This window comes from Paenibacillus sp. 79R4, assembly GCF_013393165.1.
Classification (GTDB): Bacteria; Bacillota; Bacilli; order Paenibacillales; family Paenibacillaceae; genus Fontibacillus.
In genome coordinates this window covers 204,580-229,082 of the sequence record NZ_QJOT01000009.1, presented here as the reverse complement: position 1 = coordinate 229,082, position 24,503 = coordinate 204,580, and the positions used below count along the sequence as shown (strand labels likewise).

Sequence of the window (24,503 nt, the reverse complement as noted above, 5' to 3'; positions counted from 1 at the left end):
GAAACCAATTATTTGCCTTCACGCAGCCAACGCGCAGCATCCTTGGCAAAATACGTAATGATAATATCCGCGCCTGCCCGCTTCATGCCAAGCAACATCTCCGTTACAATGGCGCGTTCGTTAATCCAGCCTTGCATGGCCGCAGCTTTTACAAGCGAGTATTCTCCACTAACATTGTAAGCGACAAGCGGCAGGTCAAATTGATCGCGAACGACACGAAGCACATCGAGGAAAGCCAGAGCCGGCTTCACCATCAGCATATCCGCTCCCTCCAGCACATCAGACTCGGCCTCGCGCAATGCTTCCCGAACATTAGCCGGGTCCATCTGATACGTCTTGCGGTCACCGAACTGTGGAGCTGAATCAGCAGCCTCACGGAATGGACCGTAGAATGCGGAAGCATATTTCACGGAATATGCCATAATCGGCACCTGGCTGAAGCCAGCTTCATCCAATCCGGCGCGGATCGCTGCAACATAGCCGTCCATCATGTTAGATGGAGCGATAATGTCAGCTCCTGCCCCCGCTTGCGAGACCGCCGTGCGAACCAGCAATTCCAGCGATTCATCATTCAGCACATCGCCGCATACATGGCCGTCGCGCTCATACGTATGCACCATGCCGCAATGCCCGTGATCTGTGAACTCGCATAAGCAAGTATCAGCCACAACAAGCAGATCCGGATACAACGATTTGATCTTGCGCGTAGCCTGCTGCACGATGCCGTCCTCGGCATAGGCTCCCGAGCCCACACTGTCCTTGGACTCCGGTATACCGAACAGCAATACCGCACGGATTCCCAGTTCGGCAATTTCCTTAACCTCTTGCTCCAACGTATCCAGCGAAAATTGATATACCCCAGGCATTGAGGTTATTTCTTTCTTAATGCCGCTGCCAGGAACGACAAAGATCGGTTGAATGAAATCATCCACAGTTAATACCGTCTCACGCACGAGGCCACGAATGCCCGCAGATTGACGCAAACGGCGATGTCTTACAATTGGAAAAGCCATATATAATTCCTCCTAGTTCTATAAGATGGTTAACGGTTGTATAAATTTTGAGCTTGCTTCCAGGCACATAACCCGGTCACCAGACTTGGAATCGTGGACTCCTCAGCGGTCACCGCCACGTTTAATCCAGCTTGCGCTGCCGTCTTTGCAGTAACTGGACCGATACAGCAAATTGCAGCGCCTGCAAGGGCCTGAACAGGGTCAGGCACCCCCATCCTGCTCAAAGCCGACAGCAAATTGGTCACCGTCGACGAGCTGGTAAAGGTAACGGCATGAATTCCGCCCTGCTCCAGCAGCTTAAGCAATTCATCGTCTTCATCCGCGGTTGGTACCGTCTCATACATAACCGCATCCGTCACGTTAAGTCCTCTGTTCTGAAGCACCTCAGCCAGCCAGGAGCGCGCCAGATTGCCACGGGCAAGAAGCACTTTCTGACCGGCCAGCAATTGCTGATCAAAAGCTTCGAACAAACCTTCAGCCTGAAAATGGCCAGGCAGCTCCTCAGCAGCAATTCCGTAACGGCGCAGCGCTTCCTTGGTCGCTGGACCCACCGCGGCAATGCGGGCGGCGTGCAATGCGCGAATGTCTTTCCCAAGTCTGTCCAGATGCCTGAAGAAATACTCTACCCCATTGACGCTTGTGAAGAATACCCAATCATACTGCTCCAGATCCTCCAGATCCTTAGCCGTTGCATGTAAATATTCCGGATTCGGCATCACCGTCTCAATGACCGGGAATTCATAGGTTTCTCCGCCCAGCTCCTCGATTTGCTTCACTAATTCGCTTGCTTGGGAGCGGGAACGGGTGACCAGGAACCTCGCGCCGAACAGAGGCATATCCTCGGCCCACTTCAGCAGCTCGCGCTGCCGGACCGCCTCGCCGACGACGATTACAGCGGGTGATTCAAATTTCGCCGCCAGTACCTTCTGTTCGATATCTTCCAGCGTGCCGATCAAAACGGCCTGCTCCGCGCGGGTCCCCCAGCGAATAAGAGCCACCGGCGTCTCCGGCGGTCTGCCGTGGTTGATTAGCTGTGCGGATATATGGCCGATTTTGGCCAGTCCCATCATAAAGACGAGCGTCCCCGTAGCCTGGGTCAGCTTGGCCCAATCAATCGATAGGTCCAGCTTGTCTTGGCTCTCATGCCCGGTAATGATCGATAAGGATGAGGCAATATCTCGGTGGGTAACGGGAATACCAGCATATGCAGGGACAGCAATTGCCGCGGTTATGCCCGGAACAATCTCATACGGAATCCGGTGTTGCCGCAGCAATCCGGCTTCTTCACCAACGCGGCCAAAGATCGTCGGGTCTCCGCCCTTGAGACGAACGACGATCTTGCCCGACAGCGCGAGATCAACAAGCAGTTGATTAATTTCCTCCTGCTTCATCGTGTGTCGATTCACCGTCTTGCCTACATAAATCTTCTCGGCGCCGCGCTTCGCCCGGGTCAAGAGGCTCGGATTGGCCAGTCGATCATATACGACTGCGTCCGCTTTTTCCAGGCACTCCAGCCCCTTCAGCGTAATTAAGCGCGCATCGCCTGGGCCTGCGCCAACTAAATATACTTTACCAGCTCCAGCCACTTCTCCATCACTCCCTGACCGCAGCCAATATTCGATCTGCACCTTGTGAAATCAATTTCTGTGCTACATCTTCCCCAAGCTGAACCGGGTCGTCTCCGGTAAGGCTTTCTTTTAGAATCAGGCTTCCGTCAGGCGCACCGACCATTCCAGTCAGAGTAATCGATCCTGTTCCCGGGCCAGCCGCCTTACCATCAGCCGCTCCATTCCACACTGCAAAGGCTCCAATCGGTACCTGGCAGCCGCCGTTCAATACAGCGAGGAAGCGCCGTTCCGCAGTAACGGTAAGGGAAGTCAGGCGATCGTTATACAAAGACAACAGAGCTTTAAGTTCCTCATCATCTTCACGGCACTCTAGTCCAAGAGCTCCTTGTCCAACCGCCGGAAGACAGATATCAACCGGCAGCAATGATGAAATCCGATCTTCCCAGCCCATCCGTGTGAGCCCGGCCGCTGCTAGAATAATCGCGTCGAAACCTTCTGTCCCCAGCTTGCGCAGACGGGAATCAATATTTCCACGAATCGACTCCAGCTGTAAATCGGGGCGCTTCGCACGAAGCTGACTGGAACGACGCAAGCTGCTAGTACCTACCTTAGCGCCATGCGGCAGTTCCTCCAGGGAGAGCCCCTCTTTGGAGATTAATGCATCCCTGGGTTCAACCCGCTGCGGAATGGCCCCATTGATGAGCCCCTCCGGCAGCTCGGAAGGCATATCCTTCATGCTATGTACCGCTAAGTCAATCTCCTTCTCGAGCATAGCCTGCTCGATCTCTTTGACAAATAAGCCTTTACCGCCTACTTTGGACAGAGTCACATCTAAAATACGGTCACCCTTCGTCACGATCTTGCGAATTTCAAACTGGAACGGGAGCCCATGCTGCGCGCAGAGCTTCTCCAAGGCATCGATAACCTGTCCCGTCTGGGTTAGAGCTAATTGGCTTTGTCTTGTTCCGACAACTATCGTACGCTTCGTCATTCCCTACTCCTCCTGCTGAACATTTATCCAAGACAACAGTTCTTCCTCACTGCTTAGCGAAAAATCACCGGTCCTTATTCCCTTCAAAACATCGATCGTAGCCAACTTCTGAAATAATCGCTTCCTTTGAGCGACATCAATCACTCGCCTCTTAATCACCAGTCTGGCCCATGACAAAAAACGGATATACTCCTCGTACTCATCTCCGAACTGCTCTTCGATCTCGGCGCTTATTCTCTTGGCCGCCTCTGGCGCCGCACCGGAAGTAGATACAGCAACGATCAGTTCTCCTCGCCTGAAGGAGCTAGGCGTAATAAATGATCCCCGGGCACCTTCCCCAGCGTGGTTAACCATAATTCCCAGCTTATGGGCTTCAGCGGCAACCTGATCGTTAACAGACAATTGATCCGTTACGGCAAAAACCATAAAAGCTCCCTGCAAGTCACCTTGCTTATAACAGCGCGCATTCCAGCTAATCTGCCCTTGTTGCCAAGCTCGAAGGAGCTTAGGGGTTAGCTTAGGGCTGATGACCTGGATCTCGGCTTCAGCGGGCTGTAGTGCCGCCGCCTTCCGCTCTGCAACAAGCCCTCCGCCCACCAGAATACATTTGCGGCCTTGAAGATCAAGCATAACAGGGACATAATGCGTCATCCAACACCCACTCCCGAGTCCGCTTTTAACAAGCCAATCAATAGTCGAGTTCAGTTTTTTTGAACTCGCAACGTAAAATATAATAATGAGTATAGGATACCCTACCCTGTCGTATTTTGCCATCGAGCTTTTGAGTACGAAGACTCAACCTGTAAATGTTCTTTAATAAAAAAACAAGCCCCGTTGCCGATCCGCCTGACCTTCCTGCCTGCAAATGGTGCGGTGGCAATCAGAATCAAAGCAGTGGCCTCAGGGCATAGCATTCTTTAAGAGGTTATTTAACAAGTTCCCCTCTGATCACGAAGCAGCACGGGCAGCTTGATCAACCGTTGAGTCTTGAATTCAGCCGAGCTACAAGCTAAGCGAATACTAACGAGGTCATGTTTATCCCAAAAACATCTCAGGTACTCATGTTGCTGCTACAAACACAGGTCTACGAAGCCGTTTTTCATAAAAACGTATCGCGCCTTATCCCTGGCTTCAAGCAACTGAAGCGTTTTGGAGAAACGCGCATCAGAACCATATGCTTCCGTGCTGAAATAAGACTTTCTAGATACAAACTTTAAACGGATAAAATATTCAGACCGAAGCCTTCATCATCGGAACAGGCACCTTATCCGGACTAACTTCCACGCCAACTGCAATCGGCTCCGGAACCGGGGCTTCCACAGCCAACGCCTCCATAGATGCGCTCTGCTCCTCAAGCTGCTCCTCCAGAGCAAATATCTTGGTAAACATATCCAGCGCCGCCAGACCGTTCTCCTCCCCGCTCATTTCCTTGATCCGTTTAATTGGATCATGCATCATCTGATTCACGATGCTCTTCGTTAGACGGGCAATTACTTTGCGTTCCCGTTCACCCAGGTCAGGCAGCTTGTTGAACAAGCTGTCCAATGTGCTTGCATGAATCGCAGACGATTTCTCTTGCAGCGCTCGAATAACAGGCTGAACGCCCAGGGTTTGCAACCAGCCGGTAAAAGCAGCAATCTCCTCTTCGATCATCCGCTCGATAAGGATGGCCTCTCCGCGGCGCATTTCCATATTGCTCTCAACGATTCCCTCCAGATCATCAATATCATAGAGGAACACATTCGGAAGCTCGCCAATCGACGGCTCGATATCACGCGGTACAGCAATATCAATAATGAACAACGGACGATCCGGACGAAGCCCCATGCTCTTGGTTACCTGCGCGGAAGTAAGCACATATCCTTCTGCCCCGGTGGAGCTGATCAGAATATCCACTTCAGATAGTCGCCGCATCGCCTCCTGCATTGTGCATGGCGTTCCGTCAAACTTACTAGCCAGCTCTTGCGCCCGAGTAAAGGTTCGGTTTGCAACGAGCACCTCTTCCGTTCCCCCGCCGCTTAAATGCTTCGCTGTCAATTCGCTCATTTTTCCGGCGCCAAGGATCAGAACCCGCTTCCCGGAGAAGCTGCCAAATACACGCTTGCCGAGCTCCACAGCCGCATAGCTAATCGAGACCGCACTCTCGCCAATCGCCGTCTCTGAATGAGCACGTTTACTAAGAGTAATCGCTTGTTTGAACAACATATTAAACCATTTACCGGTAGCCTTCTCCCCTTGTGCAAGCAAAAACGCACTGCGTACCTGGCCAAGAATTTGCGTCTCCCCAAGCACCATGGAATCCAGCCCGCTGGCTACCCTGAACAAATGACGAACCGCTTGCTCCTCTTCATACATATATAAATGCTTGGTAAATTCCTCGCGTGGAATACCAAACCATTTCTCCATAAAACTACGGATATAATATCCGCACATATGCAGCCGATCAACAACTACATAGACTTCCGTGCGGTTGCAGGTCGCAAGAATTACTCCTTCCATCACACTTTTGGTACGTGTTAATTCCAGCAGCGCCTGCGGCATATCCTGTTCTGAAAATGCAAAACGTTCTCTGACCTCCACAGGTGCCGTCCGATAATTTAGTCCGACAACGACAATGTGCATAGAAGTTCACCTGCCTCCACAAGACTTAAGAGGATATTCAAAAGGTCCACTTGGATCTTAAAGTGAATCATGAAATAACTCGGCATCGAGGTTTGAATTTATCGGGATTTCTGTTGCTCATGTACCCAAAAGGTACGTTCCACTTCTCAGTCCCAGCTTCCTTTAACCCTCTCGGTGCTGTTAAATCGACCTTTTTGAACTCCTACCTAAAGCATGATTCCAACACAAACAATGTTAATTATATCACAGGGCCAGTCTGTTACTCGGCAAAATAAGCAGAGATTTTTGAATTATTTATGAATTTCCACAAATAAACAAATAACCATGGAAATGTCCCATGGTTATTCTATATTTCCCATTTCTGGCTTTTATAGAACAGGATTAAATTTATCTTTAGACGAATTCTACTTTATTGATCTCAGGTGTGGCTACTTCCATCTCGCCCATGCCGCGAACCAATTTCTTGGCAAAGGTCTTCTCCGGCTTCAAAACGGACACCAGGTAATCGACAGCTAATTGTGGATCAACCCATTCACCACAAGTGTAACAATCAATTGCAGCAAACCCTCTCTCAGGATACGTGTGAATCGAGAGATGGCTCTCCGACAGTAATACAAGTACTGTAGCACCTTGAGGCTCGAACTGCCTGGATTGCATGGATAACACGGTAGCACCGCAAGCTTCGGCTGCTTCCACCATATACTCCTGAAGAAGCTCAGCATTATTCAGCAACTCAAAATCTACTCCCCAAGTATCAACAGCAACGTGTCTTCCGAAAGTTGAATAATCCATCTTCCGGTTCCCCCTTCCTAGGAATAAAATGTTTGAAAAAATTTCATCCGCTAGGACCTACGTCATTCACTGCTCGAGGGAAAAATGTCTCGCAACATCTCCATGTCCTGAGTGAATCCTGGTTCCTATATTGTTTTCAACGAGATTAAAAATAACATCTATTGTAGACAATTGCAACACTTTTTTTTACAGCTGTGCCCAGTTCATGCCAGCAAAAAGGCTACCCTAACTAAAGGGTAGCCTACAATAGTAATTTATGTGATTGCAGTTCTGTTGGTGACTAGGTCAAAAAGATGATCCTACCCCTTGAAAGCTCTAGGCTTCCAGGACGAACAATCGACGTGAATGCTCGCGAAGCTGATCGTCAATTTGATTAACCACCACGGGATCATTCGCTGCAAAACGCGAATCAAGCAAAGCATTGATGCTCTCTTGAATACCACTGATCTCCTGCTCCACATCATTGTTGTGGTACAGTCGCTGCAGCCTACCCGCCGTATCCTTATGCTCGAACACGAGCTTATAAGAGTCCCGGGAATATTCCACGATCTTGCGAACGCGGCCTTCCTGATAATAATACATCATCATGAATCCACTATATACTCTGGTTACCAGGCCAGAACCTTTGAAAGCAGAGAACAAAAGTCTCATTACGTTCGTTAAATGTGGTTGTTCCAAGCGGAAAGACAGTTCACAGACATAATAACCGTCCCTACGGTCAAAAGGCAAACAGACTTCTTCACCCCCGTCATCCTCAAGTACAACCTCGTGGCTTCCGTTCTCAAGCACTTTCACTTTCTGACGGACATGGGGATCATAAACCTTATGAACAAACTGTGACATCTGAGCTTCTGACAAACGCAAACTGGCATTGACATATTCTGTGGCTAACCGCTGAGCCATAAAAATCTCCTCAATTCTTTTAACGATTATAATAATTATACACTACTCGTTGAAGAATTTGCTCAGCTATTAAACCGTGAATTCCAGCCATTTTTCAGAAAAAAACGGAATAAGCAGTTTTTTACTGCAAAAATCCCCCAGCATTCTCACTTTCCTACCGAGTGTTCTCCGAATCCCTTCTTAATCCGTTGAAAACGGCTTTCGTTTATTCTTCGATATTCTCTGCCTCAGGCTCGTTCGGACGGGTAAACCCGGCAATATGCGCCCATAGCTCGTCCTTGCCGATCCCCGTCTCTGAGGAGAACATAATCAGTTTATCGCCGCCGCGCATAACTAGCGCTTCCTTGATGACCTTGATATGCTTCTGCCAACGGGAACGCGGGATCTTGTCCGCTTTTGTGGCGACGACGCACACCGGCGAATCATAATGCTTGAGCCAGTCATACATCATCTCGTCATCCTTGCTAGGCGGATGCCTCAGATCGATCACCAGGATGATCAGACGCAGCGTCTCACGCTCAAGCAAATACTTCTCGATCATAGCCCCCCATACCTGACGCTGAGTCTTGGAGACTTTGGCATAGCCATATCCCGGCAAGTCAACGAAGTAGAGCTCATTATTGATCCGATAATAATTCAGATGCTGAGTTTTCCCTGGCGTCGAACTTGTTCGGGCCAAATTCTTGCGATTAATCATCTTGTTAATAAGCGATGATTTGCCCACGTTGGAACGCCCTGCCAGAGCAATCTCTGGCAAGGCGTCCTGAGGGTAACCACTCGGGCCCACAGCGCTAATCACAAATTCTGCATTCGTAACTTTCATTCATTCAAATTCCTCTCTATTGCAACCCGCTTTGTTCAACGAGCGCATGCCTCAAAACCTGGTCCATATGCGCCACAGGCACAAATTCAATATCTTCTTTCACACTGTCCGGGATATCGCGCAAGTCGCGTTCATTATCCTTTGGCAGCAATATTTTTTTGTAACCGGCCCGGTGAGCCGCTAATGACTTCTCCTTCAACCCACCGATTGGCAGAACCCGGCCCCGTAAAGTAATCTCGCCGGTCATCGCGATATCCTTGGAGACATGACGCCCGGTCAGAGCTGAGATCAGAGCTGTGGCAATCGTAATTCCCGCTGAAGGTCCATCCTTGGGAATCGCCCCCTCCGGGATATGGATATGAACATCATTCTTCTCATGGAAGTCAGCCGGAATCCCCAGCTCCTCCGCTTTGGAACGGGTATAACTAAAGGCCGCTTGTGCCGATTCCTTCATCACATCGCCCAGCTTCCCGGTCAGAATCAGCTTGCCGCTGCCCGGAACAACCGTAACTTCGATCAGCAGCGTCTCTCCGCCAACCTCGGTCCAGGCCAAACCGGTCACCATGCCGATCTGATCCTCCAGCTCGGCTACACCATAGCGGAATTTGGGAATCCCCAAATAATCCTTAATCTGATTCTCCGTAATCTCCAGGCATTCAATTCCCTCGGAGACGATTTTCTTGGCCGCCTTACGGCACAAAGCCGCTACCTGCTGCTCCAGATTCCGCACTCCGGACTCCCGTGTATATTCACGGATCGTCTTCAGTAATGCGGACTCATCCATCTTCAGTTGCTCCGGGTCTAGCCCATGCTCGCGCTTCTGTTTCGGCAGAAGATAACGCGTAGCAATTTGCAGCTTCTCAAGCTCCGTATAACCCGGAATAAACAGCATCTCCATCCGGTCGAGCAGCGGCCGCGGAATATTATGAGCAGCATTAGCTGTCGTAATAAACATCACGTTGGACAGATCGAAGGGAACCTCGATGAAATGATCGCTGAACGTATTATTTTGTTCCGGATCGAGTACTTCCAACAGAGCGGCTGACGGATCGCCACGGAAATCCGAGGCCATCTTATCGATCTCATCAAGCAGGAACACCGGATTTAACGTACCCGCCGTCTTCATTCCTTGAATGATCCTGCCCGGCATAGCACCTACGTAGGTTCTTCTATGTCCGCGAATTTCCGCTTCATCGCGCACGCCGCCGAGCGAGACGCGTACAAATTGGCGTCCGAGCGATCGGGCGATCGAACGAGCGAGCGAGGTCTTCCCGACCCCTGGCGGACCAACAAGACATAGAATCGGGCCTTTCAGCTTCTTGACGAGCTTTTGCACCGCCAAATATTCAAGCACCCGCTCTTTCGGCTTATCCAGACCGTAATGATCCTCATCAAGCACCTGCTCTGCCTTGGCCAGATCCAGATCATCTTCACTCTGTTGATCCCAAGGAAGGCTCAACAGCCAGTCGACGTAATTGCGGATTACTCCGCCCTCCGCAGAGCTGATCGGCATTTTCTCCAGGCGATCTATCTCCTTGAGAATCTTCTCTCGAACCGCTTCCGGCAGAGATTTCTCTTCCAGTTGAGAGCGAAGCTCCTCGACCTCTCCGGCACGGCCTTCCTTCTCGCCAAGCTCCTTCTGGATCGCCTTCATCTGCTCCCGCAGATAATATTCCTTCTGCGTCTTCTCCATCTGCTTCTTGACACGCTGGCTGATCTTCCGTTCAAGCTCAAGCACTTCGCGCTCATTATTCAGAATATCGAGCAGCTTCTCCAGACGCTCTCTTACATCGATCGTCTCGAGGATTTCCTGCTTATCCTTGATTTTGAGCGACAGGTGGCTCGTAATAACGTCAGCCAGCCGTCCGGCTTCTTCAATATCGGAAACCGCCGCTAGCGTCTCGGGTGTTACTTTCTTGGATAAGTTAATATAATGTTCGAATTGAGTCAGCACCGTACGCATTAAAGCATCCACTTCAGGCTCCTCAGGCTCGATTTCCGGTCTCTCGACCGCGATGACCTCGTAATACTCCTCATTATCCAAATATTCCATAACCTCAGCACGTTCCATACCTTCAACCAGAACCCTGATTGTTCCGTTCGGGAGCTTCAGCATTTGCCGGACCTTTGCTACTGTGCCGATTCGAAATATATCTTCTTGCGTTGGTTCTTCAATGTTCACTTCAGATTGAGAACATAGGAGAATCAAATTGTCGTCAACCATCGCTTTTTCTAACGCCTTTACGGATTTCTCCCGTCCTACATCCAAATGCAATACCATGCTTGGATAGACGAGCAAACCGCGCAAAGGCAATAGAGGAAAACGACGGCCTTTGTTTTTATGAGGTCCCATCGCTTTCGCACCTCCAGTCGTTCTCGTAAGATATCATTCATATTTTAGCAAATGTTACATGAAAACACCAATGAAGAACGGCTGCACAAAGGCAGCCGCCAAGAGGAGTGTCGCATAAACTCATTTACATGGAAGTGTTCGAAGAAGGCGACTCGGCATGAAGGAATGGAGCTGGCGTTGGTACAGGAGCGAAGATCTCCTCTTCCTCGGATATAAGCCCCAGATCCTTCTGCATTTCTGGCCCGAATACATGCTGGAACACCTCGTTAATTGATTCAACTGGTATGACTCTCAGCCCATCCAAACCTTCAAATAAAGACTGCCAATTTTCTTTCGGAATCAGAACGGTCGTTGCACCTGCCTGGAAAGCAGCCTCTACCTTGGCCACCACACCGCCAACCGGCTTGGCGTTGCCGTAGATCCCCAGTTCCCCGGTCATCGCAATCCGATGATCGACCGGGATCGATTTGATGGCCGAAGCGACAGCCGTGGCAATAGCAAGCCCTGCAGATGGACCATCGATCGGTGTTCCTCCGGGGAAGTTGATATGAATATCATACTTGCTAATATCAAGGCCGATTCGTTTCATAACCGTCAGGACATTCTCGACCGAGCCTTTGGCCATGCTCTTGCGGCGCAGTGTTCGGCTTCCGCCGCCAAGCTCCTCTTCATCCACAACCCCTGTGATCGTGAAGTTGCCTTGCCCTTTCTCCACCGGTATTGCGGTCGCCTCGATCTCCAGCAGAGTGCCCTGGTTTGGCCCGTAAACAGCCAGACCATTTACAACCCCTACCTCGGAGCGGGTTGGAATCTTCCGTTCGGGTCTTGGCGATAGCTGGCTGCTGGTTGCCACCCACTCTAAGTCAGAGGCCAGCAAATGATCCCGCTTCTCCGTCAACGCCAGTCCCACCGCCAGCTGTACCATATTCACCGCTTCGCGCCCGTTCGTCGCGTATTTCGTAATTACCTCAACTGCCTCAGGACAAGGCTGGAAGCCGATTCGCTTGATCGCATCGTCAGCTATTTGCGCAATCTCCTCAGGGAGAAGCGGACGGAAATAAATTTCCATACAACGGGATCTAAGCGCTGGCGGGATCTCTTGCGGTGAACGGGTCGTTGCTCCAACCAGCCTGAAATCCGCAGGCAGCCCATTTTGAAAAATATCATGGATATAAGCGGGTGTATTCGAATCCTCAGAGCTGTAATAGGCACTCTCTAAATACACCTTGCGATCCTCTAGTACTTTTAGCAGTTTATTCATCTGCATCGAATGTAATTCACCAATCTCGTCTATGAACAAAATTCCGCCATGCGCCTTTGTCACTGCTCCCGGCTTAGGCTGGGGAATCCCAGCTACTCCCATAGCGCCGGCTCCCTGGTAGATCGGATCATGAACCGAACCGATCAGCGGATCAGCAATGCCACGTTCATCAAACCGGGCGATAGTCGCATCAATTTCAAAAAACTTAGCATCCACTTTGAAGGGAGAGACAGGATTCTTCTTGGCCTCTTCCATCACAACGCGAGCCGCAGCCGTCTTGCCAACTCCAGGCGGCCCGTAGATAATCACATGCTGCGGATTCGCACTGCACAGCGCCGCTTTCAGCGCGCGAAGCCCGTCCTTCTGACCGACAATATCACCTAATGAAGCAGGCCTTGTCCGTTCAGCCAGCGGCTTTGTTAACGAAATCGCCCGCAGCTTGCGCAGCTTCTCCATCTCTTTCCGCGACTCGCGGTCAACCGCACTGCGATTGCCCTTCTGGCTGCGCAGCTGATTCCAGAAGTATAACCCGATCACTACCGCAAAAAACATTTGCACGGACATCAGAATGACACTTAGTTCCATAATTCGTAAGCCTCCCACACTTCGACTGATACATGAGGTAGTTCAATAAGTCATTCCAAGATTCAGCCGACCTTCTCGGCAGCTGAAACCGGACTTGCTGAACTTACATTATAAGGGTAGTATTGCCCTTTCGCTCAGTCATAAAACGCAGATCAGCTTTAAAATGTCACTAAAAGCAAAAACCGTAAGCTGCAATCCTGCAGCTTACGGCTAATCAGCGACTTTATTTAATTTTATACACCGGCGTTTTCTTTCATTTTAGCTGCGATCTTCGCCTGATGTTCCTTGCGTCCAGGAATCTCCCCTGTCTCTTCAAACACCTTAGCGATATGGTCGATCTCCTTTTTCAGCTCGGTGACTAATTCCGCCTCTGGAACCTTGCGAACCATCTCCCCGTAACGGAACAGCAGACCTTCCCCGCGCGCTCCGGCGATCCCGATATCCGCCTCCCGAGCTTCACCCGGACCATTGACCGCACAACCCAGCACCGACACCTTAATAGGCACCTTCAGGTTCGAGAGATATTCTTCCACTTCGTTAGCAATACTGAACAAGTCAATATCCAGTCGTCCGCAGGTTGGGCAGGACACAAGTGTAGGCGCATTGGCAATAAGACCAAACGACTTCAGTAGCTCACGGGCTACCTTGACTTCTTCCACCGGGTCCGCACTAAGCGAAATCCGCATCGTCGATCCGATTCCCCGCGAGAGCAAAGCGCCGATCCCGGCTGCACTTTTTACGGTCCCTGCGAACAAGGTACCCGCTTCTGTGATCCCCAGATGCAGTGGATACGGAATGACTTCAGCCGCCTTCGTATAAGCCTCAATCGCCATAGGCACATCCGAAGCCTTCAAGGATACGATGATGTCGTGGAAATCCAGCTCCTCCAGAATTCCAATATGATACAGCGCACTCTCCACCATAGCCTCCGGTGTCGGATAGCCATACTTATCAAGCAAATGCTGCTCCAGCGATCCGGCATTTACGCCGATACGAATGGGGATCCCCTTCTCCTTACAGGCATTTACAACCGCTTCAACCTTCTCGCGTCGCCCGATATTGCCGGGATTAATACGAACCTTATCAATTCCGTTCTCTATAGCTTGAAGCGCAAGCTTGTAATTGAAATGAATATCAGCAACCAGAGGAATATGAATCTGCTTCTTGATCTCCTTGATGGCAGCCGCCGCTTCCTCATTATTAACGGTTACGCGCACCATTTGGCAGCCAGCTTCCTCGAGACGGAGAATCTCGGCTACCGTTGCAGCAACATCGGCCGTCTTGGTTGTGCACATACTCTGAATGATTACTTCGTCGCTACCGCCGATCGTCAAATTGCCTACTTTGACCGGACGTGTATCTTGTCTCAAGAATGTCATTTCACGTCTCTCCCATAACGTCAAAGCTCCACCCCTGTTAAGGGACGCGCCCGAATTACAAAGGTGGAGGAATTGACTTTTATTTAGCAGCGCGTAGGCGCTATATTATTCTGATTATGCACTCTCTTCTTGCTTCTTGTTCTTCTTCGCTCCGAGTTCAGGAATCGTCTTCTCTTCTACGACCTGCTCAGTAATAACGCAATCCTCAACATCATCTCTCGACGGAACCTCATACATCACGTCCAGCATGATGCCTTCAATGATTGCCCGCAGTCCGCGCGCACCGGTATTGCGCTTAATGGCTTCACGCGCGATCGCTTCCAGAGCCTTCGGTTCGAAACTCAGATTCACGTTGTCTAGCTCCAGCAGCTTCTGATACTGCTTCACAAGGGCATTCTTCGGCTCGGAAAGGATGCGAACCAAAGAGCTCTCATCGAGCGGCTCCAAAGTTGAAATAACCGGTAAACGGCCGACAAACTCTGGAATCAACCCGAATTTAAGCAGGTCCTCAGGCAATACCATGGACAAATATTCGCCCGGCTTCAGGTCCTTTTGACCTTCACTAGCCGCATTAAAACCGATAACCTTCTTGCCAATCCGGCGTTTGATCATTTGCTCAAGACCATCGAAGGCCCCGCCGCAAATAAACAGGATATTCGTGGTATCAATCTGGATGAATTCCTGATGCGGATGCTTGCGTCCACCTTGCGGCGGAACAGAAGCAACCGTGCCCTCAAGAATTTTCAAGAGCGCTTGCTGCACACCTTCCCCGGATACATCGCGAGTGATCGATGGATTCTCGGATTTGCGCGCTACTTTATCGATCTCATCGATATAAATAATTCCGCGTTCTGCCTTCTCCACATCATAATCAGCAGCCTGGATCAGCTTGAGCAGAATATTCTCTACATCTTCACCAACATAACCGGCTTCAGTCAATGAAGTAGCGTCTGCAATGGCAAACGGAACGTTCAAAATTTTGGCCATGGTCTGTGCAAGCAAAGTTTTACCGGAACCTGTAGGTCCGAGAAGCAGAATGTTACTCTTCTGCAGCTCTACATCTTCAATCTTGCTTTGCGTGTTAACACGCTTGTAGTGATTGTATACCGCTACCGATAGAGATTTCTTCGCTTGCTCTTGACCGATTACATACTGATCAAGGATTTCACGAATTTCTCTTGGTTTTGGGATCTCTTTGAGGTCCAATTCCTCTTCATGTCCCAATTCTTCCTCAACGATCTCCGTGCAGAGTTCAATACATTCATCACATATATAAACGCCAGGTCCGGCAACGAGCTTACGAACCTGATCCTGCGATTTGCCGCAGAAAGAACATTTCAACTGCCCTTTCTCATCGTTGAATTTAAACATGTAAACACCCCTTTAACGTTTAATGGGCTTGATAAATCACCTTATCAATAATCCCGTAAGCCTTCGCTTCTTCCGCGCTCATGAAGAAATCGCGGTCCGTGTCGCGCTGAATTTTGTCCAGGGGTTGACCCGTACGATCCACATAGATCTGATTCAACTTCTCTCTGGTCTTAATAATCCAGTCAGCATGTATTTTGATATCAGTGGCTTGACCTCGAACTCCTCCAAGCGGCTGATGAATCATTACCTCGCTGTTCGGCAGCGCAAAGCGCTTGCCAGGCGCGCCTGCCGTAAGCAACAATGAACCCATGCTTGCAGCCATTCCCACACAGATCGTGGAGACGTCAGGCTTGATATATTGCATTGTATCATATATACCCATTCCGGCCGTAACTGACCCACCGGGCGAGTTAATGTACAGATGGATGTCCTTCTCAGGATCTTCCGCTGTCAAAAACAGCAATTGGGCAATCACGAGATTGGCAACTTCATCATCTATCGCGCTGCTGAGAAAAATGATGCGATCCTTGAGCAGTCTTGAGTAAATATCGTAAGACCGTTCACCCCGATTTGTTTGTTCAACGACCATTGGAACCAGACTCATGCGACCAACCTCATTTCTTTTTCAATTTTCTTTGCTGCTCTCATCAAGTATTTTATCACGTTCAAAGGTCTATGTCATTTTTCACACGATACAGTTTATGACCTCTGAAAGGGAATATATACCCTGGAGCTCGTCTAAAAGCAACTGGAAATAAATGTATTACAAAAAGGTGAAAAATTAAGGCACGCATTTAATATACGTGCCTTAACATTTAAAGGTTGCGCTGTTATGTTACGACGAAGGATCGCCGTTATCTGGATGCCCAAGGGAATCGATATTCGCCTTAGTTTTCTTGCGCCGCTTCTTCTTTAGCTTCTGACTTTGCAGCCAGTTTCTCAGCAGGAACTTCCTTGCTGTTAGCAAGCAGGAATTCGATCGTCTTGCGCAAGAGCACCTCTTCGTTCAAGCTGTTCAAAGCACCGTTTGCTGCAAGAATGTTGCGGATTTCTTCTGGGGAGCGTTTGTATGCATCGGACATGTCCGCAAGCTCCTTAGTGATTTCTTCTTCAGTTGCTTCAATCTTCTCAGCCTTAGCGATTTGCTCAAGAACGAGATTGTTGCGAACGCGCTTCTCAGCGTCAGCTTTCATTTGTCCTTGCAGGTCTTCGATCGTTTGGCCGGAGAAGTTCAAGAACAGGTCAAGGTTCATACCTTGAGCGCGAAGACGGTTGTCGAAGTCGCGAACCATGTTTTGTACTTCTGTTTGAACCATAGCTTCAGGAATCTCAACCTCAGCGTTAGCTCCAACAGCTTCTACAACAGCTGATTCACGAGCTGCCTTGCTTTCGTTCTCTTTACGAGCGGCGATTTGCTTCTTCAAATCTTCCTTGTACTCGTCAAGCGTATCAAATTCACTAACGTCCTTAGCGAATTCATCGTCAAGCTCAGGCAGTTGTTTACGTTTGATTTCATGCAATTTCACTTTGAATACTGCTTCCTTACCAGCAAGCTCTTCTGCATGGTAAGTCTCAGGGAAAGTAACCGTTACATCCTTGAAGTCGCCAGTTGCCATACCAACAACTTGGTCTTCAAAGCCAGGAATGAACGAGTTGCTTCCAAGCTCAAGCGAATAGCGCTCGCCTTTGCCGCCTTCGAAAGGAACTCCATCAACGGTACCTTCAAAGTCGATAACTGTAACGTCGCCATTTTGTGCTGCTTCTTCATCGATAACAACCAATTCAGCATGACGTTCCTGCATACGAGTAAGCTCTTCGTTCAGCTCTTCTTCACTAACTTCAATGTTGATCGCTGCTACTTCGACTCCCTTGTAATCGCCAAGAGTAACTTCAGGTTTAACCGTTACTTTTGCTTTGAACTTGAAAGGTTGTCCCTTTTCAAATTGCTCTACGTCTACTTCTGGACGATCCACCGGGAAAATGTTAGTTTCATCGATCGCTTCTGTGTACACTTCTGGAAGTAAAATATCGATTGCATCTTGGTACAAGCTTTCTACACCAAAACGAGCTTCAAAGATCGACCGAGGCACTTTACCTTTACGGAATCCAGGTACGTTGATCTTCTTCACTACTTTTTGAAAAGCTTTATCCAATGCAGAGGCTACGCGTTCTGCCTCAACTTCAACCTCGAGAACGCCGAGGTTTTTTTCTATTTTCTCCCAAGTTGCTTTCATTTATGCCTTCCCCTCCAAAATTCATATATACTAAAGTACTGAAACCGAATCGCGATAAAGCAGCTATCAAGGTTCCAGTATAGCTGTCCTTATTCCACGTTCAGAATAACCATTCCATTATAAACAACAATGTATCTTTTTACAAGAGCCTGCAAAAGCCTGGAAAGGATCGCCACCGCACCCCAATCAACTTGGCTTATTTCAACCCGAAACTTGCAAACTGGCGCATCGAACGATACGCCTGTTCAAAGCGCAGCCTTAAATGATCCGTGATCCCATATAAAGCACGAATCTCCTCATCATCCTGACCGCCCGGCAGGGTATCCGATACGATCTGATGCAAAGCGGCGGCCCAAATATCGATCATATCATCCTCTTCGGCCAGCATGGAACGATAATCCAAAGTCCCGTAAATAGCCATTACGAACTGGAACCACAGCTCCTGGGCGAAATAAAAAAGCGTGGGGTCATGAACCTGGGTCTGGTTGCCAACCCGCTCCAAAATGCTCTGAATCGATGACGGAAAATCCTCCGGTCTTAACGGCACGGATTCCACATCGATCTCAACCCGCTCTCCTGTGCGCAGGAATGCAACGTGCCCGGTCTTGCCTCTGCGTCGAAGTGTTTGCAGCACTCTATATTGCAGCAAGGGATGCAGCTTCTGGCGTCCAAGCCATTGAACGAGAACTTCATCCACTTCGGACGACTCCAGATAAGAGAGTTGATCCAGCGCTAAGAAGGTCTGTTCCGACAACGGCTGGCCTGTTACGGTCTGAAGCAGCTTGGCAGCATACTGCTTGTCCTCGGCCGCTTTGGCCTGAACATGCTGTCTGGCCATGTCCTCTTCGGCCTGGTCGGAGAAGCCGGCCTCCTCAGCCTCCAATGATTCTTCCTGCAATCCTGGAAAAGCGCTGATCAGCCAGTCCAGCAAAGCCTGCCACTCATCATAGTTCCTCTGTTCCATTCCTTGACACTGCAGTAAAAAACGCAGAAGGCCTGCTGCCTCTTTGTATTGTTCCCGTTCCAGCATCCTGGTCAGTTCAATTTGGTAATAATCCAAAGTTTTCGGGAATAGAAACACATTATCCTTTTCATCGGGCCGTAAGTTGTTAATAGCAGCAGCCCCCTTTCTTCCGAAGCAATTTATTTGAAATTATAGCATAGACTTTGTACAGGGCAAAAAATTAGCCTCAAAATCCGCCTAAAATCTATTGTTGCCTAACTCGCCCTCGATATGTTATGATACTTTTTGCTTGCTTTGTTTTGTCCCAGTAGCTCAGCAGGATAGAGCAACGGCCTTCTAAGCCGTCGGTCAGGGGTTCGAATCCCTTCTGGGACGTATAGAAGAAGTCCAGTTCAATGAACTGGACTTTTTTGCGTTCTTTGCAATGAGAACCCCATCTACATAGCCCAAGCGATTCTAATAGTAAGAGTACGAGCCACCAGCCACATTTGCGGTTAACTCTCTATTGATCTATCGACGCGCGACACGAATAGCCGCTTGCGATCTGAAGTATAACTAAAACTAGGCAGACCGCCTCTAACAAAACACCCTATCGTCATTTATGCTGAACAGAAACTTTTCAACTGGCGTCCATTACGAATGAGATCATCGCCTTAAGAGGCGCTTTGCTCTATAGAAGAGATTACCGAATAGACTTCGGAAAATTAAATTAGCGGTGCATGTAATGCAAAGGGTTGTAATGGTTACAGCGGCCCCTGGAATGGTATTTTTGATCGTTATGAATTTTCACAGGCCACACATAGCCGCATGTTATCTGATAAAACACCCTTTTCGGCAGTGGTTTTCAGCATTGAAAAGGATCAGGTAACACTTAAAATAACGACTGTTTTTTTGCATATTAACATCACGGATGTCCGTGACAAGTCAGTCCCCTGATTCAAAGCTATGTTGGAGGGCAAAGCTATCTCAACTCCACTAGGGGGTAAGAAACTGTATTTCCCGACCGGGAAGATCGTAATCAAGAAAGGCAGGTTACTATGAAAAAGAAAACATGGCAGCGACGGACGCTAAAATACGGACTGGTCGGTCTGACGCTGTACTTGCTCTATATAGTCGCATTCGGCCTCATACCTTATGCTTTTTTCCCTGAAGTAAACCAACAGTTTAAGGACAGCTTTGATTCAGCATCCTTTTACGGCTCTGAAGCCCCTTCAGTGGACAGAGCAGGAATTATGGAGATGGGAGAGGCCGGGCTGGAAGCGCGTGTTGGCCTGATTCATGCCGCTCAAAGCAGCCTAGATGTATCGTATTACTCCACCCATTGGGGCGACAGCACCCAAGTCTTCTTCGGCGCTCTGCTTGATGCTGCGAACCGTGGAGTTAAAGTCCGCTTTCTGATTGACGGAGTTGCCCATCACCTGACAAGCCAAGCGAAAACAACGGCCTATGCATTGGTGCAGAATCCAAATGTTGAGTTGAAATTTTATAATCCCGTGCAATTGCTTAAACCATGGACCTTCAATGGGAGGCTGCATGACAAATACATCATCGTGGATGATACGTTTGTGTTGCTTGGCGGACGGAATATCGGAGACAAATACTTTGAGATGGAAGGATACAACAAGTCATACAGTCTGGATCGGGACGTACTGGTCTACAACACGGCTGCCGGAACATCTGATTCAGCTCAAAGCGTCATTCCACGGGTAAAACTGTATTTTGGGGAAATATGGGGCCTGAACACCTCTAAGCATACTTACGGCAAATTATCAGCGGTGCAAACCGCTGCTGGACAGCTGCAGACGGAGAGATTGGTTGAAACTTATCAGCATTTCATCGAGAACAAACCTTATCTTGTATCCGAGCATATTAATGCGGAGAAGATCACCGTACCTACAGCAAAAATCAGCTTCATCCACAATCCAAGCCATACGCTGAAAAAAGAACCCCTTCTATGGTATCAACTCAGTGAACTAATCCTGAACGCCGATCATAAAGTGACTATCCAAAGCCCTTACACCGTCTTGAATCGGACCATGGAAAATACCTTGAGGCAGGTTGGAAATAAAATTGAGCAATTCAGTCTGCTCACGAACTCACAGGCTTCTTCACCAAATGTGCTTGCTTATTCCAGTTACCTGGCCTCACGGACGGCTCTGGCAGATACCTTTGATCAAATCTATGAATATCAAGGCGATCATTCCTTACACGGAAAATCCTATATAATTGATGACGATCTATCCTTGGTCGGCTCCTACAATCTGGATCTAAGAAGCACCTATATTAATACCGAGGTCATGCTGGTGGTTCACGGTCGTCAGTTCCATGATCGGCTTGAAGATCATATGAGTGCTTACCAAACCGCTTCTCTGGTATACGACAAAAAGAATGGCTATTCCGATAGCTCGCAAATCCCCCCAAGAGACATCCCGTGGTACAAAAAATGGATCTCCTACCCGCTGCAGAAAATATCTTGGCTGTATAAGTTTTTACTATAAAAAATAAAACAAGGGGGCAGGCGCCCCCTCTTCTATTCATATTTCTATACATATTACCTCTGTGCAGGCTAACGAATTTATTATTTGGTGAATGTCGTCTCGGTTGATGGCTGTCATATGACAAGACCACGGCTAAGCAACTTCAAGCATGACACGATAGATATACCGCTTTCTACCCTGGAACCTGCTACCTTCTGACTAAATCCTCCCGTACTGGTGTAAAGCAGTCCAGCAGCGCGCTTGGCTCCAAGGCTTTGGCGCCATGTCTGGCTCCACCCGGAATAACCATGGTTTCCCCGGCCGCAATAACCCTCTTCTCTCCATCAATCGTAAACTCAACCTTGCCCTTCAGGCAGTAGGACATCTGCTCATGCGGATGCGCATGCTCATATCCTTCTGCCCCCGCTTCGAAATGAACCTCCATCATCATCAATGCAGCACCGGGCTGCATAATTTTGCGTGTGACACCAGGCTCGGCATTCTCCCATTTTCCGATATTGCTCATCTCCGCTCCTCCTCTCCATGCGTAATTCCTTGGACCTAGGACAATAATTTCAGCCTGTTTTTAACCATTCCTATCAAAAAGCCTTGCCGATCTCTATTTTCTGCGTCTGCCCCTGATCCGTAAAATAAAGATTGTAGCTGAAGCCTTGGTCATCCATAAAGTAGGACACATATTTTCCGCGTTCACTATGCCGCTTCGGTACAAGCAATGTAGCGATCCGGTGCGAGGCCGCAGGCGGCGTCTCGGCACGCAAATGCCAGTGCCTGGCAAGCCCTTCAATTTCCGCCGAATCAACACCTGTAAACTCGTCAGACTGGGTCAAGGTTAAATCCCCTGCAGAGCTGAACACAAAGCGGCCCTCCATATCCGCCTTGCACCCATGAACATGAAATGCCTGACCCTTCAGCTCCATCTCATAGAGCGTGTGAAAGAGCCACTCTACACGTCCTGGCTGCTCCAAATCTATCGAATCGACGATCACGAAATAAGCGTTCTGCACAAAATAAATTTCCCTTTTATATTGTTTTAAATAGGGTACGTGCTCAAGATAAGCTGGTGTCGGATTCATCCGCACATAGCAATAGTCTTTGTGGTGAAAGGCGTCCTCCACTTCGCCCCGGGCAGCAATATTCAGCGGCTTATTCATATCTGCAAACTGGCCTTGATTATCGATCAGGATGGCGTTCTTGGAATGCGTCTGTCTGCGCCACTTCACATGCATCGAGCTGTTAAAAGCAATATAATACCCGCTCTCTATCGCCAGCGGCTCGCCGAAGGCATGCAGCAGGAATGCCCCTTGATCACCGTGGCTATGGCTAACAGAGCCGTAACGACTGCTCTTGGCAATCAGCGTGATTTGCTCCTCAGGATTATGCATCCGATGATGTAGCGCTACCCAGCCGATATCTCGGAACCATTTGACCGGCTCAATCCCCTCAGGCTCTACCGCTTGAACTATCGGATAGTTATAGCGATACAACAGCTCGTCGAAGTGGAAATCCCACCAACCATAGTTATAAAACATTTTATCCGCTTCCGGGTTCCGATCCTTGAGCTGTTCATAATACCATTGATACCAACCGTTGCCGGTCACCCCCGCATACTGGCGCATGTTATAGCCCGCTTTCTTGATGAAGCCGTCCCCCAGCGAAGAATTATCACCGAATGAAGCACGGGTCGATGTGACGGGGCTGTAGCAGTATAGCGGAAAATCTCCCGTACGCTGAAAAAAGGGCCGCCGGAATACGTCCAGCCCGGTAAAGTTTCTCAGCAAATCGAGCGCTTCAGTCAGATAAGCCATGCCTGTAGTCCAATAATGCGGGCCTTCGGCCCAACCGCCATCTTTTCCTCCCCAAGGAGAGAACAGCGTATAGTAATACTCTACCGTATAATCGAGCCACTCCCTCACCTCGGGCTCATCATCCAATAAAGCGATGCAGCAAGGAATCAGCACCGACGAAAGAGAGCGGACAGCGTGGCTGTCATAAGGCACATGATGGATTTTGGAGCGTTCTATCACATGTACAGCAACCTGACGGGCGCGGCGCAGGAGTTGATTCCGCACAAGTCCCCGCTCATCCTCCGACAGCTCTTCAAAGAGCCAGTCATACCCCCAGGCAAGCGCACCGGCGATGCGGAAGGCAGCCTCATCGTTATAATCGCGGCTGGTTGGGCCATCGGGATCCCAAGAAGCGGCATGCAGCAGCCAGCGTTTAGCCTGATCAAATAGTTCTTCGTCCTTCAGCACGACAGCAGCAATACTCAAATGCCGAATCGCATACAGAACCTCCTGGCAATCCAGATAGCTCTGACGCCACAGCGCAGCCGTCCGCTGATTGCCCGGATATGGCTTCGGCTCCGCGATTAAATCCCGGCTGACCCAGGGCAACACGGACCGTTCGTAAAACTCAGACCAGCCAGCGTCCGCTGCGTTATGCTCTATCCTTTCACGAAAAGCTTCCAGCTGATGAGCCTGAAGCCATAACCTAGGATGTGCAGTCTGAGCCTGTACATATCGGTCGACCCGTGAAGCCAGAGGGGTCTCCGGCAGCCCGACAGGAACCATAAACCTCCGTACCTGGCTCCAGTCAGACCGCTCGCCCGTGCTCTCTATCAGCGCATAACGCCAATAATAATCCCCCGGCGATAGCGCTGCATCAGGGGTGAAAAAATTATAGGAAACCGGTCCATACGAGCGAGTGTGCTCCTGGCTAAAATCCGGAGCCGCGGAAATCTCCAGCATATATCTATCCTCTTCCAGCTTGGCGGGAATCCAGGTGAACCGCGGCGGATTCTCATAGATTTCCGTCTCTTCGTCGGGCTGGTATTGAACCGTCAAATCTCCACTTAAAGGCTGGTACAACGCATTCGTGGTGCTCATCAGAAAGCATGCCTCCATCCTCTTATTATTGATATATGTTGAACTGCTGGCAGAGCGAAAATAGGCAAGCGGGTACAATCTTCAAAAGAAGAACCACTTTGGAGATTGATCCCAGGTGAAGTGATTCAGAAGAAGCAGCAAGCTTGCTGTAAGAAAGCTGCTTCGAAGCGAAGCGGGCTTCGCCTTTGTGAACGGATTTCTGCCTTATTGGATGCAAATACTTCATAAAGAAAATCTGTAACAGACAGCGATCGCGAGAAC

The 24,503-nt window shown here is 49.3% G+C and carries 18 protein-coding genes and 1 tRNA gene; 2 read left to right on the top strand and 17 right to left on the bottom strand.

The window, feature by feature from the left end; all coding sequences use genetic code 11:
- Nucleotides 1-8 precede the first annotated feature (8 nt).
- From hemB to DMN77_RS15020, 15 genes are all read right to left on the bottom strand, one after another.
- Nucleotides 9-1,013, bottom strand: a complete 1,005-nt coding sequence (gene hemB / locus DMN77_RS15090) for a porphobilinogen synthase (RefSeq protein ID WP_068778133.1) — start codon at nucleotides 1,011-1,013, stop codon at nucleotides 9-11.
- A 29-nt stretch (nucleotides 1,014-1,042) separates the two neighbouring features.
- Entirely contained in the window at nucleotides 1,043-2,599 is a 1,557-nt protein-coding gene (gene cobA / locus DMN77_RS15085; protein WP_179015569.1) for a uroporphyrinogen-III C-methyltransferase, read from the bottom strand.
- Nucleotides 2,600-2,606: 7 nt separating this feature from the next.
- Complete coding sequence (hemC, locus tag DMN77_RS15080; RefSeq protein WP_179015568.1) at nucleotides 2,607-3,572, bottom strand: hydroxymethylbilane synthase; 966 nt, start codon at nucleotides 3,570-3,572, stop codon at nucleotides 2,607-2,609.
- A 3-nt stretch (nucleotides 3,573-3,575) separates the two neighbouring features.
- Nucleotides 3,576-4,223 (bottom strand): precorrin-2 dehydrogenase/sirohydrochlorin ferrochelatase family protein, encoded by a 648-nt coding sequence (locus tag DMN77_RS15075; RefSeq protein ID WP_179015567.1) that lies wholly within the window; start codon nucleotides 4,221-4,223, stop codon nucleotides 3,576-3,578.
- A gap of 579 nt (nucleotides 4,224-4,802) precedes the next feature.
- Nucleotides 4,803-6,194 carry a glutamyl-tRNA reductase gene (hemA, locus tag DMN77_RS15070; protein ID WP_179015566.1) on the bottom strand — a complete coding sequence of 464 codons (1,392 nt, stop codon included), beginning with the start codon at nucleotides 6,192-6,194 and terminating at the stop codon, nucleotides 4,803-4,805.
- A gap of 393 nt (nucleotides 6,195-6,587) precedes the next feature.
- Nucleotides 6,588-6,986, bottom strand: coding sequence for an adenosylmethionine decarboxylase (gene speD / locus DMN77_RS15065; RefSeq protein WP_068778138.1), 399 nt, complete (start codon nucleotides 6,984-6,986; stop codon nucleotides 6,588-6,590).
- Nucleotides 6,987-7,301: 315 nt separating this feature from the next.
- A complete protein-coding gene (locus tag DMN77_RS15060; protein WP_068778139.1) occupies nucleotides 7,302-7,889 on the bottom strand; it encodes a non-ribosomal peptide synthetase module in 588 nt (195 codons plus the stop codon).
- Nucleotides 7,890-8,094: 205 nt separating this feature from the next.
- The gene (gene yihA, locus DMN77_RS15055) at nucleotides 8,095-8,712 is read right to left on the bottom strand and encodes a ribosome biogenesis GTP-binding protein YihA/YsxC (RefSeq protein WP_068778140.1); all 618 of its coding nucleotides are present in this window, start codon (nucleotides 8,710-8,712) and stop codon (nucleotides 8,095-8,097) included.
- A 16-nt stretch (nucleotides 8,713-8,728) separates the two neighbouring features.
- Nucleotides 8,729-11,065 (bottom strand): endopeptidase La, encoded by a 2,337-nt coding sequence (lon, locus tag DMN77_RS15050; protein WP_068778141.1) that lies wholly within the window; start codon nucleotides 11,063-11,065, stop codon nucleotides 8,729-8,731.
- A 124-nt stretch (nucleotides 11,066-11,189) separates the two neighbouring features.
- Nucleotides 11,190-12,911: an ATP-dependent protease LonB gene (gene lonB / locus DMN77_RS15045; RefSeq protein WP_068778142.1), complete on the bottom strand. Its 1,722-nt coding sequence runs from the start codon at nucleotides 12,909-12,911 to the stop codon at nucleotides 11,190-11,192.
- Between the two features lie 233 nt (nucleotides 12,912-13,144).
- On the bottom strand, nucleotides 13,145-14,290 hold the full coding sequence (gene ispG / locus DMN77_RS15040; protein WP_068778143.1) for a flavodoxin-dependent (E)-4-hydroxy-3-methylbut-2-enyl-diphosphate synthase: 1,146 nt from the start codon (nucleotides 14,288-14,290) through the stop codon (nucleotides 13,145-13,147).
- Between the two features lie 114 nt (nucleotides 14,291-14,404).
- Entirely contained in the window at nucleotides 14,405-15,661 is a 1,257-nt protein-coding gene (gene clpX, locus DMN77_RS15035; RefSeq protein ID WP_068778144.1) for an ATP-dependent protease ATP-binding subunit ClpX, read from the bottom strand.
- A gap of 19 nt (nucleotides 15,662-15,680) precedes the next feature.
- Complete coding sequence (clpP, locus tag DMN77_RS15030) at nucleotides 15,681-16,265, bottom strand: ATP-dependent Clp endopeptidase proteolytic subunit ClpP (RefSeq protein WP_068778145.1); 585 nt, start codon at nucleotides 16,263-16,265, stop codon at nucleotides 15,681-15,683.
- Nucleotides 16,266-16,548: 283 nt separating this feature from the next.
- Nucleotides 16,549-17,895, bottom strand: a complete 1,347-nt coding sequence (gene tig / locus DMN77_RS15025) for a trigger factor (protein ID WP_179015565.1) — start codon at nucleotides 17,893-17,895, stop codon at nucleotides 16,549-16,551.
- Nucleotides 17,896-18,091: 196 nt separating this feature from the next.
- Complete coding sequence (locus DMN77_RS15020) at nucleotides 18,092-18,976, bottom strand: hypothetical protein (protein ID WP_372775978.1); 885 nt, start codon at nucleotides 18,974-18,976, stop codon at nucleotides 18,092-18,094.
- Nucleotides 18,977-19,160: 184 nt separating this feature from the next.
- On the opposite strand from DMN77_RS15020, the gene DMN77_RS15015 reads away from it, so the two are divergent.
- Together DMN77_RS15015 and DMN77_RS15010 are read left to right on the top strand one after the other, a co-directional pair.
- Nucleotides 19,161-19,234 (top strand) — tRNA-Arg (locus DMN77_RS15015).
- A gap of 662 nt (nucleotides 19,235-19,896) precedes the next feature.
- Nucleotides 19,897-21,357 (top strand): phospholipase D-like domain-containing protein, encoded by a 1,461-nt coding sequence (locus tag DMN77_RS15010; RefSeq protein ID WP_179015564.1) that lies wholly within the window; start codon nucleotides 19,897-19,899, stop codon nucleotides 21,355-21,357.
- Nucleotides 21,358-21,544: 187 nt separating this feature from the next.
- Here DMN77_RS15010 and DMN77_RS15005 read toward each other — a convergent pair whose 3' ends face one another.
- A complete protein-coding gene (locus DMN77_RS15005; protein WP_068778149.1) occupies nucleotides 21,545-21,862 on the bottom strand; it encodes a cupin domain-containing protein in 318 nt (105 codons plus the stop codon).
- A 73-nt stretch (nucleotides 21,863-21,935) separates the two neighbouring features.
- Nucleotides 21,936-24,242, bottom strand: a complete 2,307-nt coding sequence (locus DMN77_RS15000; protein WP_179015563.1) for a DUF4962 domain-containing protein — start codon at nucleotides 24,240-24,242, stop codon at nucleotides 21,936-21,938.
- Nucleotides 24,243-24,503 lie beyond the last annotated feature (261 nt).

Coding starts and splice junctions, on each gene's coding strand:
- lonB (WP_068778142.1), bottom strand. CDS start 12,911: ATGGAACTAAGTGTCATTCTGATGTCCGTGCAAATGTTTTTTGCGGTA.
- DMN77_RS15075 (WP_179015567.1), bottom strand. CDS start 4,223: ATGACGCATTATGTCCCTGTTATGCTTGATCTTCAAGGCCGCAAATGT.
- DMN77_RS15005 (WP_068778149.1), bottom strand. CDS start 21,862: ATGAGCAATATCGGAAAATGGGAGAATGCCGAGCCTGGTGTCACACGC.
- hemA (WP_179015566.1), bottom strand. CDS start 6,194: ATGCACATTGTCGTTGTCGGACTAAATTATCGGACGGCACCTGTGGAG.
- yihA (WP_068778140.1), bottom strand. CDS start 8,712: ATGAAAGTTACGAATGCAGAATTTGTGATTAGCGCTGTGGGCCCGAGT.
- DMN77_RS15000 (WP_179015563.1), bottom strand. CDS start 24,242: ATGAGCACCACGAATGCGTTGTACCAGCCTTTAAGTGGAGATTTGACG.
- ispG (WP_068778143.1), bottom strand. CDS start 14,290: ATGACATTCTTGAGACAAGATACACGTCCGGTCAAAGTAGGCAATTTG.
- DMN77_RS15010 (WP_179015564.1), top strand. CDS start 19,897: ATGAAAAAGAAAACATGGCAGCGACGGACGCTAAAATACGGACTGGTC.
- lon (WP_068778141.1), bottom strand. CDS start 11,065: ATGGGACCTCATAAAAACAAAGGCCGTCGTTTTCCTCTATTGCCTTTG.
- hemB (WP_068778133.1), bottom strand. CDS start 1,013: ATGGCTTTTCCAATTGTAAGACATCGCCGTTTGCGTCAATCTGCGGGC.
- clpX (WP_068778144.1), bottom strand. CDS start 15,661: ATGTTTAAATTCAACGATGAGAAAGGGCAGTTGAAATGTTCTTTCTGC.
- speD (WP_068778138.1), bottom strand. CDS start 6,986: ATGGATTATTCAACTTTCGGAAGACACGTTGCTGTTGATACTTGGGGA.
- hemC (WP_179015568.1), bottom strand. CDS start 3,572: ATGACGAAGCGTACGATAGTTGTCGGAACAAGACAAAGCCAATTAGCT.
- clpP (WP_068778145.1), bottom strand. CDS start 16,265: ATGAGTCTGGTTCCAATGGTCGTTGAACAAACAAATCGGGGTGAACGG.
- DMN77_RS15060 (WP_068778139.1), bottom strand. CDS start 7,889: ATGGCTCAGCGGTTAGCCACAGAATATGTCAATGCCAGTTTGCGTTTG.
- tig (WP_179015565.1), bottom strand. CDS start 17,895: ATGAAAGCAACTTGGGAGAAAATAGAAAAAAACCTCGGCGTTCTCGAG.